Here is a 12,849-nt window from a genome sequence, read left to right as displayed (position 1 = left end):
CTCAACGACGCGTCTGTTCTGCAGCTGCCGTCGGCGAACCTTTGCGCAGTTCGCGCGCGCGGCTTAGCCTTGGACCGGCCTGCCAACGCTGGACAGGTTCCTGACCAGCCCGAATGGAGGCGTCTCATGCTCGAAGCCCTGCAGTTGGCCTGGTCGTGGTTCCTGGATATCCCGCACCTGCGGCTGTACCTGGTGCTGGGATGGATCGGCTACCTGGTATGGCTGGGCTTGTGGATCGTGCTGCAGAAGCGCGAGCCCGTGGCCACGCTGAGCTGGTTGATCAGCCTGGCGGCGCTGCCCTACGTCGGCTTCCTGATCTACTACTTCTTCGGTCCGCAACGGATCCATCGCCAGCGACTGCGGCGCGGACGCGCGCGGGCGTCGCTGCCGCCGCCGCCGGATGGGATGCATCCCTCGTCCGATGCCATCGAGCTGGCCAGACTCGCCCAGGCAACCACCGGCCTGCCGCCGATCACCGCAACCCGCGCCGAGCTGCTGATCGACGGCGGCGCGAAGTACACCGCGCTGCTGGCGGCGATTGCGCAGGCGCGTGAACACATCCATCTGGAGTACTACATCTTCCTGCCCGACCGCACCGGAGCCTCGCTGCGCGACGCGCTGGTCGAGCGCGCCAGGGCCGGCGTGCAAGTGCGATTGCTGCTCGACGCCGTCGGCTCGGGCAAGACCAGGCGCCGCTTCCTGCAGCCGCTGGTCGATGCCGGCGCCGAGGTCGCCTGGTTCCATCCGATGAAGGCGTACTGGTTCTGGAAGCGGCCGTGGCTGAACATGCGCACGCACCGCAAGATCGTGGTGATCGACGGTCTGGTCGGCTTCACCGGCGGGATCAACATCACCGACGACGAGGACGAGCGCCTGCGCAAGGACGCGTATCGCGATCTGCACCTGCGGCTGGAAGGCGACGTGGTGCGCGAGCTGCAGCTGGTGTTCGTCGAGGACTGGGCCTACGCCACCGGCCAGGATCCGTTGCGGTTGCACAATCCTCCACCGCGGCCGGGCCCGATCTCGGCGCAGGTGCTGGTGTCGGGTCCGGATTCGGACTGGGAAGCGATCCATCGGCTGCATGTTGCGGCGATCCATTCGGCGCAGCGTCGCGTCTGGCTGGTCACGCCGTACTTCGTCCCCGGCGAGGCGGCGCGCATGGCGCTCACATCGGCTGCGCTCGGTGGGCTCGACGTGCGCCTGCTGGTGCCGAAGGTGTGCGACAGCCGACTGGTCACCCTGGCGGCGCGCTCCTATTTCGACGAGCTGCTCGCGGCCGGGGTGAAGATCCATGAATACGGCCCGCGCATGCTGCACAGCAAGGCACTGTTGTGCGACGACGATCTCGCAATCATCGGCAGCGCCAATTTCGACCACCGCAGCTTCCGGCTGAACTTCGAGGTGTCGGTGATGTTCCGCGATCGCACCGTGGGCGCCGAGCTGGCCGAGCTCATCCACAGCGAGTGCAACCTGGCGCCGCGTGTGCGCGACGATCGCGCCCGGCCGCTGTGGGGCACGCGTGTTCCCGAAGCCCTGGCTCGGCTGGTATCACCGGTGCTGTAGACACTCGCCCGCGACGACTGACCGGCGGTCGCGGCGAGCCGGTAATCGGGTGATTCGGTCGCGGCGGCGCAGGCTAAACTGCCGGCGCTATCGCAATCCAAATTCGGAGCATCGCCCCATGCACTGGCTCTTACTGCTAATCGCCCTGGCCGCCCTGGCGGTCGCGTTCAAGACGACGTCGGTGCCGGTGCTGGTCATCTGCCTGCTGCTGGCGCTGGCCCTGGCACTGGCCTGGGTGATGAAGCTGCTCGCCCAGCGCGTGGACAGCCAGAGCCGCGACTCGTCGATGATGCTCGACCCGATGGAACTGCGTCGCCTGCGCGAACAGGCCGAGGCCCGGCGTAGCGCCGCCGGCAGCCCGCCCGGCACACCGCCGGCGGCCTGAGGCACGACGGCCAGGCCGGCTTCTGCCGGTCTGGCGGATGCTTCGCACCAGTCCCTGCAGGCCGGGTTTCACGCGGCCCGCCGCATGACGCCTGCTAGCATGGCCGCGCCGCAGGCCACGCTGCGCTCGTGCGCGGCGTGTGCGTCCGATCACAGGAGACCTGTCATGAACCTGTCCGCGTTGTACTGCCTGCCGCTGCTTGGCATGGCGTTCGTGGTTTCCGCGCAACCGGCGTCCCAGGTCGATCCGGCGAGTGCGCCGGCAGCCACGAGTGTGGCACCGGCCGTCGCCGGTTGCGGGCGCATCAGCGTGTTCGACGTCGCACCGCGCAGCAAGGACCTCTATCGCGCGCGACTCATGAACGTCGACGGCGAGTTGCCCGGACCGACGTCCGCGCGCAGCTTCCGCGTCAGCGCCGGCAAGCACACGCTCGAGGTCGCCGAGGCCATCGACGACAACCAGTTCACCGGCATGCAGCTTCGCCAGCGCGTGCAGCAATCGGATCGCTACAAGACCATCGAGCTGGACGTGCAACCCAACACCACCTACCTTCTCGCAGCGCATCTGATCGAAGCCAATCGCAGCGACATCATCGGGCAGACCTATTGGGAGCCGGTGATCTACCAACACAACAGCGAAGCGTGCAAGTGAGTCGACAGTCCATTTCGTCGCGGCGCCGGGGCATGGCGTCATGACCGTCCTGAGCGTCAACGTCAACAAGATCGCGGTGCTGCGCAATTCGCGCGGCGGTGACGAGCCCAGTGTCGTCGCGGCCGCGACTGCATGCCTGGACGCCGGTGCCCATGGCATCACCGTGCATCCGCGTCCGGATGCGCGGCACATTCGCGCCGACGATGTGTATGCGCTGTCCGAGCTGACCCGGCACCGCGGCGTCGAGTTCAACCTCGAAGGCAATCCATTTGCGCCCGCGCGTGCCGGCTATCCGGGCTTCCTGGCGTTGTGCGAACGGGTGCGTCCGGCGCAGGCGACGCTGGTGCCGGACGGCGATGCGCAGCTCACGTCGGATCACGGCTTCGATTTCGTCGGTGATGCGCAATCGCTGCGGCCGTATGTCGACGCGCTCAAGGCGATGGGTTGTCGCGTCAGTCTGTTTGCCGATGCGCATACGGAATCGGGCAGGGAAGGCATCGGTCATGCGGCGGCTGTCGGTGCCGATCGCGTCGAGCTGTACACCGGTCCGTTTGCCGAGGCGTTTGCAGCGGGGATGGCGGATGCGATGACGGCGCAGTTTGCCGAGGCCGCACGCCGCGCCGTGGATGCGGGCCTGGGCGTTAACGCTGGCCATGATCTCAGCCAGGCCAATCTAGGGTTCTTCCTCGATCGCGTGCCCGGGATCCTGGAAGTGTCGATCGGCCATGCGCTGATTGGCGAGGCGCTCTATCAGGGGATCGAGGCGACTGTCGCTTCGTATCTGCGCGTTCTGTCTGCGCGTTCCAGGGCGGCGACGGGGCGGTGACCGGGCGCGTCCCCGGGTGCGGCCTTTGGCCTTACCCGGGCTACGTTGGGTAGCCCGGGTGGGGTGCACTGCCGTGCGGGTTACTCCCAGGCGATGTCGCGCAGGCCGCTGCGCTGCGCTTCGGCGAGGGCCCAGGCGAATCCCTGGTAGTCGGCTTCGGCGTCGGAGGCGACCTTCAGCACGGCGTGCGGATTTTGGCGCGCCAGTTCCTGTAGCGCCGGTGTCAGCTGGTCGCGCGTCAGCACTGTCCCATCGAGCCGATACCCGCCGTCGCTGCCAACACGCAGTTCCACCGGCGGCGGCGGTTTGCCGCGGTTGATGGTGGTCTGTTGTGGCAGGCGCATGTCGAGCCGACCGGTCAGGGCCGGGGCAGCCACCATGAAGATCACCAGCAATACGAGCAGGACGTCGACCAGCGGGGTGATGTTGATCTGGGCGACGGCGCGATGCTCGCCCTGGCGGGAGTCGGACAGATAGAACGAGGAGACGGCCATATGCAACCTCCATGGGGCCCCATGCCCGATTCCACGCTACGCCCGTCCGCCGGGGGCAGGCAAGTGGCGCGTCAGGACCGCCATGCCGTTGCGGCGAACACGCAAAAAAAACGCCGCCCGGAGGCGGCGTCTTCACGACGGTAAGCGAAGCCGATCGGTCAATCGTTCTGGACGAAGCCGATCTTATCCATATCAGCGTTCTTGGCGTGGGCCAGCACCTTGGCCAGGATGCCGTAATCGGCATCCGGGCTGGTATCGATCTCGAGCATCGGCTGGTTGGTCGGGTCGCGCTGGACCTCGACTTCCATCATGTTCTCGATCGCGGTGAGCGGCTGCGGCGCGTCATTCCAATACACCTGACCCGAAGCGTCGATGCGCAGCCTGATCGGCGGCGGCGGCTCTCTCGTCTGCGGCGGTGGGTTAAGCGACTTCTGCGGAAGGTTTACTTCGATCGGATACGTCAGAGGAGGCGCTGTCACCATGAAGATGATCAGCAACACCAACATCACGTCCACCAGGGGCGTGACGTTCATGTCCGCCATCGGACCGCCACCGGATTTCGATGCAAATGCCATACCTGGATCTCCGGATTAGCGAGGTTCTTTAAGCGCCATGAAGCCGACCTTGCGCATGCCCTGGGCCTGCGCAATCTGCACCACTTCAGACACGATGCGGTACTTGGTCGTCTTGTCGCCGCGGACGTTGATCTGCGGCTGCGGGGTCTTCTGCGCTTCGATCGACAGACGGCTCTCGAGCAGGTCCTTGGTCACCGGCTCATCGTTCCAATAGAGGTTTCCGTTGTCTTCCACCGCGATGTTGATCGGCGGAGTCGGCGGAGCCTCATTGTTACGCTTGTCCAGATTCGCTTCTGGAAGATCGACCTGGACCTTATGCGACATCAGCGGTGCGGTGATCATGAAGATGATCAGTAGCACCAGCATCACGTCGACGAGCGGCGTGACATTGATCTCGGCCATCGGGCCGCCGCTATCGTTGCCTGTACTGAAGGCCATGTACGAACTCCAAACCTACTGCGAGAGGGCGTCGGTTATTGCTTAGCGCTTGCTGACAACTTCGCCGACGCGCGAGCCGGTAGCGAAGAAGTCGTGCAGGTCGTGAGCGAACGTATCGAACTTGTTGTTCGTAACGCGGTTCAGACGGGTGAAGAAGTTGTATGCCAGCACCGCCGGGATTGCGACGAACAGGCCGATGGCGGTCATGATCAGTGCTTCACCGACCGGGCCCGCAACGGCGTCGATCGAAGCCTGGCCGGTGGCGCTGATGCGGATCAGGGCGTGGTAGATGCCCCAAACGGTACCGAGCAGACCGACGAACGGAGCGGTCGAACCGACGGTGGCGAGCACGGTCAGGCCGGCTTCCAGCTTCGAGGACTCGCGGGTCACACCCTGACGCAGGGCGCGGTCAACGAACTCGGAGCGGTTGAGCGACTCGACCAGGCGCGAACCTTCGTGGCGCTGGTGGTGGGCTGCTGCCTGGGCAGCATCGAGAGCGATCTTCGAAAACGGCTCGAAGCGACCCTGCTCTTCCATGAAGCGGATGGCGTCCTGTGCGTTCGGGGTCTCCCAGAACGTGCTGACCACGCGATCAGAACTGGCGCGCAGGCGCAGGTTCTTCACGAAGTTCACCACGATCCAGTAGATCGAGAGGATCGACATGATGGCGAGGGTGAGGAATACGACCCAGCCGACCAGGTCGAAGTTCTGCAACAGATGCGCGAAGCTCATCTGCTGGAGTGCCTCGGCGTTGGAGCCTCCGGCGGTCGCAGCGGTGGTGGTTTCCTGCAGCATGACGCTTACCTTTGAATGTCGTGGAAAGAAGGAAAGAGGTATTACGGATTGCCTACAACTTGTCCCGTGACCCCGATCAGGTCGGCGGGACGAAATCGACCGGGACGCGGACGCGGCTGGTTACGCCAACGCCATTCTGCATCTCGGGGTTGAACTTCCACTTCCGGGCGGCGTCCATTGCAGCGCGGTCGAGGTTTCGGTTACGGCTCGACTTCTCGACCGCGACGTCCAGGACATTGCCCTGGCCGTCAATGGTGATGATCAGCACTACCGTGCCACCAACGCCCTGGCGGGCTTCGGTCGGCGGGTACTTGGGCGGGTTGAGCCGCTTCGAGGACGGGTCGACGCTGGAGCCAATCGTCGTTGCCGGAGCCGGCGGCGACGGGGGACTCGGCGGCGGCGCGGCCACGTCAACCGGGCTCGGGTCGTCTACCAGCACCGGCGGTTCATCCGGCGGAGGCGGCAACGGCGTCGGCTGCGGCGGCGTCAGCTTCGGCGGCGGCTTGAGCTCCTTGGGGGGCTCAGGCGGCGGCGGCGGCGGCGGCGGGGGCGGCGGCGGCGGCTTGATCAGGTTGACGAACGTGACGTCTTCCTCTTGCTGCTGCTGGGCCGGAGGGGCCATAGGAGCGAGCAAAAGCAGCAGGGCCGCGACATGGAAAGCGATCGCCATGGTCACACCGGCGATACGCGCCCAGTTCAGACCTTCGCGGTCGTCATCATTTCTTGCGTGGATTTCGAGGTCTTGCGTCATGCGCCGTAGCTCGGGAGGTATTTCCGGACGCCAGGGCGCCTCGGGCCGTCAGTTACGATTCCCGCAGCTACTTCGAGCCGCGGGAACCTCCTAGCATATACCAAATTGCGCTCATTGGACCAAGTGCAATTGGATGATTTCGCGTTGCCGAATCGAGTCCGGCGTTCAACTCGTTACTTGCCAGGCAACGCGATGATCTTCTTGGCGTCGTCGGGCTTCTTAACACCCTTTGCGAGCGCCTGCTTGGCGGCATCCTTTGCCTCGGGAATACGATCTTCCTGCCACAGGACACGGGCGAGGTTCAGGTACGCCTCACCGTCCGGCGCCAGAGGGGCCGCCTTCTTGTAGGCGTCAATCGCCGGGGCGGGCTGGTCAGCGAAATAATACGCCTGTGCGAGGGCCAGGTACGTCTGGTAGTCGGGCTTGACGATGCCCTTCTGCATGCCCTCGTTGATCACGCCGATCGCCTCCTTCTCCTTGCCATCCATGTTCAGGTAGGTGGCGTAGAGCTGGCGGTATTCCTTGTCCTCGGTCAGCTGGCCGCTGGCGCGGAGCTTCTCGAGGACGGCGGCGGACTTGTCCAGCATGTCGTTCTGCTGGTACACGGCCGCCAGGTTCAGCTGGGCGCGCTTGTCGCCCGGGCTCTTGGCCGCCAGGCCTTCGGCGATCTTGGCCGCTTCGCCGGACTCGCCGGACTCGGCGTAGGTCGCCATCAGCAGCTGCTGCCACTCGGGCTTGGGCTCGGGGCTGAGGTCGATGGCCTGCTTGATGACCGGCGCGGCGTCCTTGTAGCGCTCCAGGCGGTACAGGTCGTTGCCCTTGATGATCAGGTGCTCGGGCTTCTGGCTCTTGGTCTCGGCCAGGAACTGGTCGATGGTCTTGAGCGACTCGGCGTACTGGTCTTCCTGCAGCTGCAGCTGGCTGAGCATCAACATCGCGCCGAAGTGGCCGTTGTTGTCCAGGCCATTGGCGTCGATTGCCTGCTTGAGGTACTTCATCGCGCCCGGGGTATCGTCGCTGTCATAGGCGACCTGGGCGGCGATCTGCGAGGCGAACGCCTTGTCGTAGGCGTTGGCTTCCGGCATGGCGATGACCTCGTCGGCGATGGCGCGGGCTTCCGCGCCCTTCTCGTCGTCATACAGCTTCATCATCTTCTGCAGCTGCGGTGTGCCCTTCTTGGATGCCTTGGCATCGGGCGACTGCCGCGTGGCTTGCGGATATTCGTTGGTGACCTTGCCCGAGCTCTTCTTGCCCTCTTCCTTCTCGGCACGGCGGGCGTCGGAACGCGACTGTGCCGACTGGGCATTGACCTGGCTGACCGCACCGAACACCAGGACCGCGCTGATGGCGGCGGCCAGGATGCGTTGGTTACGGCGGGAGAAGCTGTTCATCGATCACCTCAAATCTGCGGCCGCACGTAATCGGGCGGTTCGGTGGCAAGGCCAAGGGGGCGTCACGCTATCAGAAACGAGATAGCGAGCGATACGGGGTTTTCTGTCCTGATTCACGTTCCCTGCACACGGTCACCCGCACTTGGGCGTATGGCCGGAGGCGCGGGCTTGCTCGTAAACGGGCATGAGGCTGCCGGCACGGGCGCTGAGTTCGCCGATTCGCGAGGCCGGATCCGGGTGGGTCGACAGCCAGGTCGGAGCGCGCTCGCCACCTGCTGCCGCCATGTTCTGCCAAAGATTCACGGCCTGGCGCGGATCGAAACCGGCCTTGGCAGCCAGCTCCTGGCCGACCACGTCCGCTTCCGATTCCTGGGTGCGCGAGTTCGGCAGCAGGTAGAACGTCTGCGCCGCGGCGCCGCCGATCTGGCCGGCGGCGTTGGCCGCGCCGGAACCATAGGCCGAGCCGAGGATCGCGCTGCCGATGCCCAGCAGCGTCGAGGTGCCCTGCTGCTTGGTGATGCGTTCGTCGTGGTGGCGCGAGACTACGTGGCCGATTTCGTGGCCGATCACTGCGGCGAGCTGGTCCGGGTTCTTGGCGACGGTGAAGATGCCGGTATTCACGCCGACCTTGCCGCCGGGCAGGGCGAAAGCGTTGGCCGAGCTGTCCTCGAATACCGCGACTTCCCAGTTCGTCTGCCAGCCCTGCGGCAGTTCGCGGGTGATGTCGTTGACCACGCAGCGCACGTAGGCGTTCATGCGCGCATCGTTGCTGACCTTCTGCTTGGCCTTGGCCTCGGCGAAGGCCTGGGCGCCCATCTGGTCGAGCTGCTCCTGCGAGACGGCGCCAACGTACTGCTTTCGCCCGGTGGGCGAGGTGGACGTGGCGCAGGCGGTGACAACGGTGGCCACTGCCACTGCGAGCAGAACTTGCTTCATCTCGGGGAATCCCGCTTCAGGTTGATGACGCGTTGTAACGTCCGCCGGATTAACACTTCGTCAATGCGGTGAGACGGTCGGTTCGGGGCCCGGGACCCTCGCAGGAGGGGCCCGGGGATCGCGCACGGCGGGGCGTGCGGCGATCGGATGTCCAATCAGACGTCGAGGTTGGCGACCTTCAGCGCATTGTCCTCGATGAAGATGCGGCGCGGTTCGACCACGTCGCCCATCAGGGTGCTGAAAATCTGGTCGGCGGCCACGGCGTCCTCGATCCGGACCTGCAGCAGGCGCCGGGTCTCCGGGTTGACCGTGGTTTCCCACAGCTGCTCGGGATTCATTTCACCCAGGCCCTTGAAGCGCTGGATCTGGCGACCCTTCTTGGCCTCCTCGAGCAGCCAGGCCTGGACCTGGGCAAAGCTCGTGATCGGCTGCGCGCGGCTGCCGCGCACGATCTGCGCGCCGTCGCGGATCAGGCCGTGCAGCTGCGAGGCGGCTTCACGCACCGCACGCAGCTCGCCGCCTTCGAATGCAGCCAGCGGCAGCACCTGGGTCATTTCCTCGCCCATGTGCAGGCGCTTGACCAGCAGCGCCGACTGGCGCTCGCCGCCGCCTTCGTGGAACTCCAGCTTGTAGCGCGGCTTGCCGAGCCCGCCGAGGTTGAGGCGCGATTCGACGCGGTCGAATTCGACGCGCAGTGCGTCGTGGTCGCCGATATGGGCCGTGTCGAGCGGGATCGAATCGATCAGCGCTTCGACCACGCTCGGGTCGTAACGGTGCGCGTTGCGCTGGATCGCTTCGCGCGCGCCGGCATAGGCGAGCAGCAGCTTCTCGAGCGCGGCACCTTCGATCGCCGGTTCGCCGACGGCCGGGCGCAGCGATGCGCCTTCGACGGCGTTGTTGGCCAGGTAGGCGTCGAGCGCGGCATCGTCCTTGAGGTAGAGCTCGTTCTTGCCCTGCTTGATCTTGTACAGCGGCGGCAGGCCGATGTAGATGTGGCCGCGCTCGATCAGCTCCGGCATCTGCCGGTAGAAGAACGTGAGCAGCAGCGTGCGGATGTGGCTGCCGTCGACGTCGGCGTCGGTCATCAGGATGATGCGGTGGTAGCGCAGCTTGTCCGGGTTGTACTCGTCCTTGCCGATACCGGTGCCGAGCGCAGTGATCAGCGTGCCGACTTCGGCCGAACCGAGCATTCGGTCGAAGCGGGCACGCTCGACGTTGAGGATCTTGCCCTTGAGCGGGAGGATCGCCTGGGTCTTGCGGTTGCGGCCCTGCTTGGCCGAGCCACCTGCCGAGTCACCCTCGACGATGAACAGTTCGCTGAGCGCCGGATCCTTTTCCTGGCAGTCGGCGAGCTTGCCGGGCAGGCCGGCGATATCGAGCGCGCCCTTGCGGCGGGTCAGGTCGCGGGCCTTGCGTGCGGCCTCGCGGGCACGGGCGGCGTCGACGATCTTGCCGGTGATGGCACGGGCTTCGTGCGGGTGTTCCTGGAGAAACTCCTGCAAACGTGCACCGAACGCGCTCTCAACGACCGGCCTTACCTCGGAACTGACCAGCTTTTCCTTGGTCTGCGAGGAGAAGCTCGGGTCGGGCACCTTCACCGACAGCACGGCGATCATGCCTTCGCGCATGTCGTCGCCGGTCAGGGCGACCTTGGCCTGCTTGGCGATGCCGTTCTGTTCGATGTAGTTGGTCAGCGTGCGCGTGAGCGCGGCGCGGAAGCCGATGAGGTGGGTGCCGCCATCCTTCTGCGGGATGTTGTTGGTGAAGCAGAACATCGTTTCCTGGTAGGAGTCGGTCCACTGCAGGGCGACGTCCACCGTGATGCCGTTCATTTCGCCCGACACCGAGATCACGTTCGGGTGCAGCGGGTTCTTCAGCTGCGCGAGGTGCTCGACGAAGGAGGCGATGCCACCGGCGTATTCGAAGACGTCGCGCTTGCCTTCGCCGCGCTCGTCGATGAGGGTGATCTTGACGCCGGAATTGAGGAACGACAGTTCGCGCAGGCGGCGCGCCAGGATGTCGTAGTGGAATTCGATGTCGGTGAAGATTTCTTTCGCCGGCAGGAAGCGCAGGGTGGTTCCGCGCTTGGGCGACTCTTCGAGCTGCTTGAGCGGGTAGGTCGGCTCGCCCAGCGTGTATTCCTGCTGGTAGTGGTGTCCGTCGCGCCAGATGTCGAGCCACAGGTGCTCGGACAGGGCGTTGACCACCGACACGCCGACGCCGTGCAGGCCGCCGGAAACCTTGTAGCTGTTGTCGTCGAACTTGCCGCCGGCGTGCAGCACGGTGAGGATCACCTCGGCTGCGGAGACGCCTTCTTCCTTGTGGATGTCGACGGGAATGCCGCGGCCGTTGTCGGAGACCGAGCAGGAGCCGTCGTTGTGCAGGGTCACGGTGACTTCGTTCGCGTGGCCGGCGAGGGCTTCGTCGATCGAGTTGTCGACCACTTCGAACACCATGTGGTGCAGGCCCGTGCCGTCGTGCACGTCGCCGATGTACATGCCCGGACGCTTGCGCACGGCTTCCAGACCACGCAGGACGGTGATCTTGCTGGAATCGTAGGTCTGGGAGGGTGCGGCGGTGACGGTCGGGTCTTGCGAGGGGTCGTGCTCGATATGGGTCATGCGGCAACAGGCTCCGTCGACGCGTTACCCGGCGGGGCCGGAGGCGTCAAGACACATTAGCTATTCAACGCGAGAGTATAGCAGCGGACCCTTCTTGCTGGTTGACTGGGAGCTTGCGCGGGGGTAATGGCGCGGGCTGGTGGCTTGTCTCGATTGGGCTTGGGGCTTGGGGCTTAGGGCCTCGGTTCTCGGGCCTTAGGGTCTTCGGCCTTCTTCGGGCTGCGGGCTGCTGGCTTCAGGCGGGGATCCAAGGACGTTGCTTGGGGTTAGTGCAGGACGCTGACTCAGCCCAATCACGCGTCAACCGCTGATTACGCCATGTTCCACGTGGAACCGCCGAACCTGCGCCTCTGCATGCAATCCAGTGGGCGCTTCAGTGCCGGTGATGAAAACCTGCGCCCCACTGGCCTGTAGCCGCGCCAGCACCCGACCCTGGTGTTGCCGGTCCAGTTCGGAGGCCAGGTCGTCCAGGGCGACCACGGGCCATTCCCCTCGCACTGCAGCGTGGTGCTCGGCCTGCGCCAGGAGCGCCGATAGGGCCGTCAGCTTGGCCTGGCCACGCGAAAGTGCTTCGCGGCCGGGAATCGCGCCGAAAACGATGCGCCAATCCGCCCGATGGGGGCCGACGGAGCTGTAACCGGCCACGAGATCGCGGTCGCGGGCCAGTAGCAGCGCATCAGCCAGGGGGAGCTCGTCCCTGCGCCAGCCGGGTACGTAATCGAGCCGGCTCGGGCCCAGCGCGGGGGCCAGTTCCGACAGCAGGGCGGCGAAGCGAGGCTGTAGTTGTTCCAGGTATTGCTCGCGACGTCTGCTCAGGGGTTCGCCGGCCTCAGCCAGCTCGTGATCCCAGGCGTCCAGCTGTCCGTCGCGTGCGCGGGCCTTGAGCAGGGCGTTGCGTTGCTTGAGTGCCCGGGCATAGCGGCGCCACAGCGGGAGGAAATCCTGTTCCACGTGGAACAAACCCCAGTCGAGGTAGCGTCGGCGGGACTCGCCGCCTCCGGTGATCAGGGCGTGGCTGCCGGGCTCGAAGCTGACGACGGCCAGGGCGGCGCACAGGTCGCCCAACTGGGAGACGTTACTGCCGTCCAGGCGGCCGGTCCAATCCTGGCCGCTGTGTCTCATCCCGGCTTTACGGGTGCGCTCGGGGGGCGGGGTGCCGATTGGCGGGTCCAGGCTGGTTGCCAGCCTCTCCTGCCATTCGACGAATACCTCCAGCGCGGGGTCGCCATCGCGAATCAGCCCGTCGCGCACGCGTCCGCGGAAACTGCGGCCGTAGGCCATCAGGTGCAGGGCTTCGAGCACGCTGGTCTTGCCGGCGCCGTTGTCGCCGGTGATCAGGTTGAGGCCTGGAGAAGGATCGAGGCGGAGCTCGATGAACCGGCGCAAATGGCGCAGTTCAAGGCGGGTGACGTGCATTCCCCCT

Annotated in this window: 13 protein-coding genes; 4 read left to right on the top strand and 9 right to left on the bottom strand. The window is 65.6% G+C overall.

Features of this window, described 5'->3' with window-relative positions:
* Nucleotides 1-126 precede the first annotated feature (126 nt).
* The 4 genes from cls (at nt 127) to MNR01_RS10810 (ending at nt 3,425) form a co-directional block, all read left to right on the top strand.
* Nucleotides 127-1,563, top strand: a complete 1,437-nt coding sequence (cls, locus tag MNR01_RS10825; RefSeq protein WP_241917817.1) for a cardiolipin synthase — start codon at nt 127-129, stop codon at nt 1,561-1,563.
* A 118-nt stretch (nt 1,564-1,681) separates the two neighbouring features.
* The gene (locus tag MNR01_RS10820) at nt 1,682-1,948 is read left to right on the top strand and encodes a hypothetical protein (protein ID WP_241917816.1); all 267 of its coding nucleotides are present in this window, start codon (nt 1,682-1,684) and stop codon (nt 1,946-1,948) included.
* 165 nt (nt 1,949-2,113) lie between these two features.
* Nucleotides 2,114-2,599 carry a hypothetical protein gene (locus MNR01_RS10815; protein WP_241917815.1) on the top strand — a complete coding sequence of 162 codons (486 nt, stop codon included), beginning with the start codon at nt 2,114-2,116 and terminating at the stop codon, nt 2,597-2,599.
* A 40-nt stretch (nt 2,600-2,639) separates the two neighbouring features.
* Entirely contained in the window at nt 2,640-3,425 is a 786-nt protein-coding gene (locus tag MNR01_RS10810; RefSeq protein ID WP_241917814.1) for a pyridoxine 5'-phosphate synthase, read from the top strand.
* 80 nt (nt 3,426-3,505) lie between these two features.
* Here MNR01_RS10810 and MNR01_RS10805 read toward each other — a convergent pair whose 3' ends face one another.
* From MNR01_RS10805 to recF, 9 genes are all read right to left on the bottom strand, one after another.
* Nucleotides 3,506-3,919: a biopolymer transporter ExbD gene (locus MNR01_RS10805; protein WP_241917813.1), complete on the bottom strand. Its 414-nt coding sequence runs from the start codon at nt 3,917-3,919 to the stop codon at nt 3,506-3,508.
* A gap of 158 nt (nt 3,920-4,077) precedes the next feature.
* Entirely contained in the window at nt 4,078-4,494 is a 417-nt protein-coding gene (locus MNR01_RS10800) for a biopolymer transporter ExbD (RefSeq protein ID WP_241917812.1), read from the bottom strand.
* Nucleotides 4,495-4,509: 15 nt separating this feature from the next.
* Nucleotides 4,510-4,932 (bottom strand): biopolymer transporter ExbD, encoded by a 423-nt coding sequence (locus tag MNR01_RS10795; RefSeq protein ID WP_241917811.1) that lies wholly within the window; start codon nt 4,930-4,932, stop codon nt 4,510-4,512.
* A gap of 42 nt (nt 4,933-4,974) precedes the next feature.
* Complete coding sequence (locus MNR01_RS10790; RefSeq protein ID WP_158732005.1) at nt 4,975-5,727, bottom strand: MotA/TolQ/ExbB proton channel family protein; 753 nt, start codon at nt 5,725-5,727, stop codon at nt 4,975-4,977.
* A 76-nt stretch (nt 5,728-5,803) separates the two neighbouring features.
* Nucleotides 5,804-6,478 (bottom strand): energy transducer TonB, encoded by a 675-nt coding sequence (locus MNR01_RS10785; RefSeq protein WP_241917810.1) that lies wholly within the window; start codon nt 6,476-6,478, stop codon nt 5,804-5,806.
* A gap of 173 nt (nt 6,479-6,651) precedes the next feature.
* Nucleotides 6,652-7,869 (bottom strand): hypothetical protein, encoded by a 1,218-nt coding sequence (locus MNR01_RS10780; protein ID WP_241917809.1) that lies wholly within the window; start codon nt 7,867-7,869, stop codon nt 6,652-6,654.
* A gap of 132 nt (nt 7,870-8,001) precedes the next feature.
* Nucleotides 8,002-8,805 carry a M48 family metallopeptidase gene (locus tag MNR01_RS10775; protein WP_241917808.1) on the bottom strand — a complete coding sequence of 268 codons (804 nt, stop codon included), beginning with the start codon at nt 8,803-8,805 and terminating at the stop codon, nt 8,002-8,004.
* A 155-nt stretch (nt 8,806-8,960) separates the two neighbouring features.
* Nucleotides 8,961-11,426, bottom strand: coding sequence for a DNA topoisomerase (ATP-hydrolyzing) subunit B (gyrB, locus tag MNR01_RS10770; protein ID WP_241917807.1), 2,466 nt, complete (start codon nt 11,424-11,426; stop codon nt 8,961-8,963).
* 300 nt (nt 11,427-11,726) lie between these two features.
* Complete coding sequence (recF, locus tag MNR01_RS10765; protein ID WP_241917806.1) at nt 11,727-12,842, bottom strand: DNA replication/repair protein RecF; 1,116 nt, start codon at nt 12,840-12,842, stop codon at nt 11,727-11,729.
* Nucleotides 12,843-12,849: the final 7 nt, after the last annotated feature.

It is taken from the genome of Lysobacter sp. S4-A87 (assembly GCF_022637455.1).
Lineage (GTDB): Bacteria > Pseudomonadota > Gammaproteobacteria > Xanthomonadales > Xanthomonadaceae > Lysobacter_J.
The sequence above is the reverse complement of the archived record's forward strand: the minus strand, read 5'-3'. Positions and strand labels throughout refer to the sequence as shown.

Coding starts and splice junctions, on each gene's coding strand:
- MNR01_RS10815 (WP_241917815.1), top strand. CDS start 2,114: ATGAACCTGTCCGCGTTGTACTGCCTGCCGCTGCTTGGCATGGCGTTC.
- MNR01_RS10785 (WP_241917810.1), bottom strand. CDS start 6,478: ATGACGCAAGACCTCGAAATCCACGCAAGAAATGATGACGACCGCGAA.
- MNR01_RS10810 (WP_241917814.1), top strand. CDS start 2,640: ATGACCGTCCTGAGCGTCAACGTCAACAAGATCGCGGTGCTGCGCAAT.
- MNR01_RS10820 (WP_241917816.1), top strand. CDS start 1,682: ATGCACTGGCTCTTACTGCTAATCGCCCTGGCCGCCCTGGCGGTCGCG.
- MNR01_RS10780 (WP_241917809.1), bottom strand. CDS start 7,869: ATGAACAGCTTCTCCCGCCGTAACCAACGCATCCTGGCCGCCGCCATC.
- cls (WP_241917817.1), top strand. CDS start 127: ATGCTCGAAGCCCTGCAGTTGGCCTGGTCGTGGTTCCTGGATATCCCG.
- MNR01_RS10805 (WP_241917813.1), bottom strand. CDS start 3,919: ATGGCCGTCTCCTCGTTCTATCTGTCCGACTCCCGCCAGGGCGAGCAT.
- MNR01_RS10795 (WP_241917811.1), bottom strand. CDS start 4,932: ATGGCCTTCAGTACAGGCAACGATAGCGGCGGCCCGATGGCCGAGATC.
- gyrB (WP_241917807.1), bottom strand. CDS start 11,426: ATGACCCATATCGAGCACGACCCCTCGCAAGACCCGACCGTCACCGCC.
- recF (WP_241917806.1), bottom strand. CDS start 12,842: ATGCACGTCACCCGCCTTGAACTGCGCCATTTGCGCCGGTTCATCGAG.
- MNR01_RS10790 (WP_158732005.1), bottom strand. CDS start 5,727: ATGCTGCAGGAAACCACCACCGCTGCGACCGCCGGAGGCTCCAACGCC.
- MNR01_RS10800 (WP_241917812.1), bottom strand. CDS start 4,494: ATGGCATTTGCATCGAAATCCGGTGGCGGTCCGATGGCGGACATGAAC.
- MNR01_RS10775 (WP_241917808.1), bottom strand. CDS start 8,805: ATGAAGCAAGTTCTGCTCGCAGTGGCAGTGGCCACCGTTGTCACCGCC.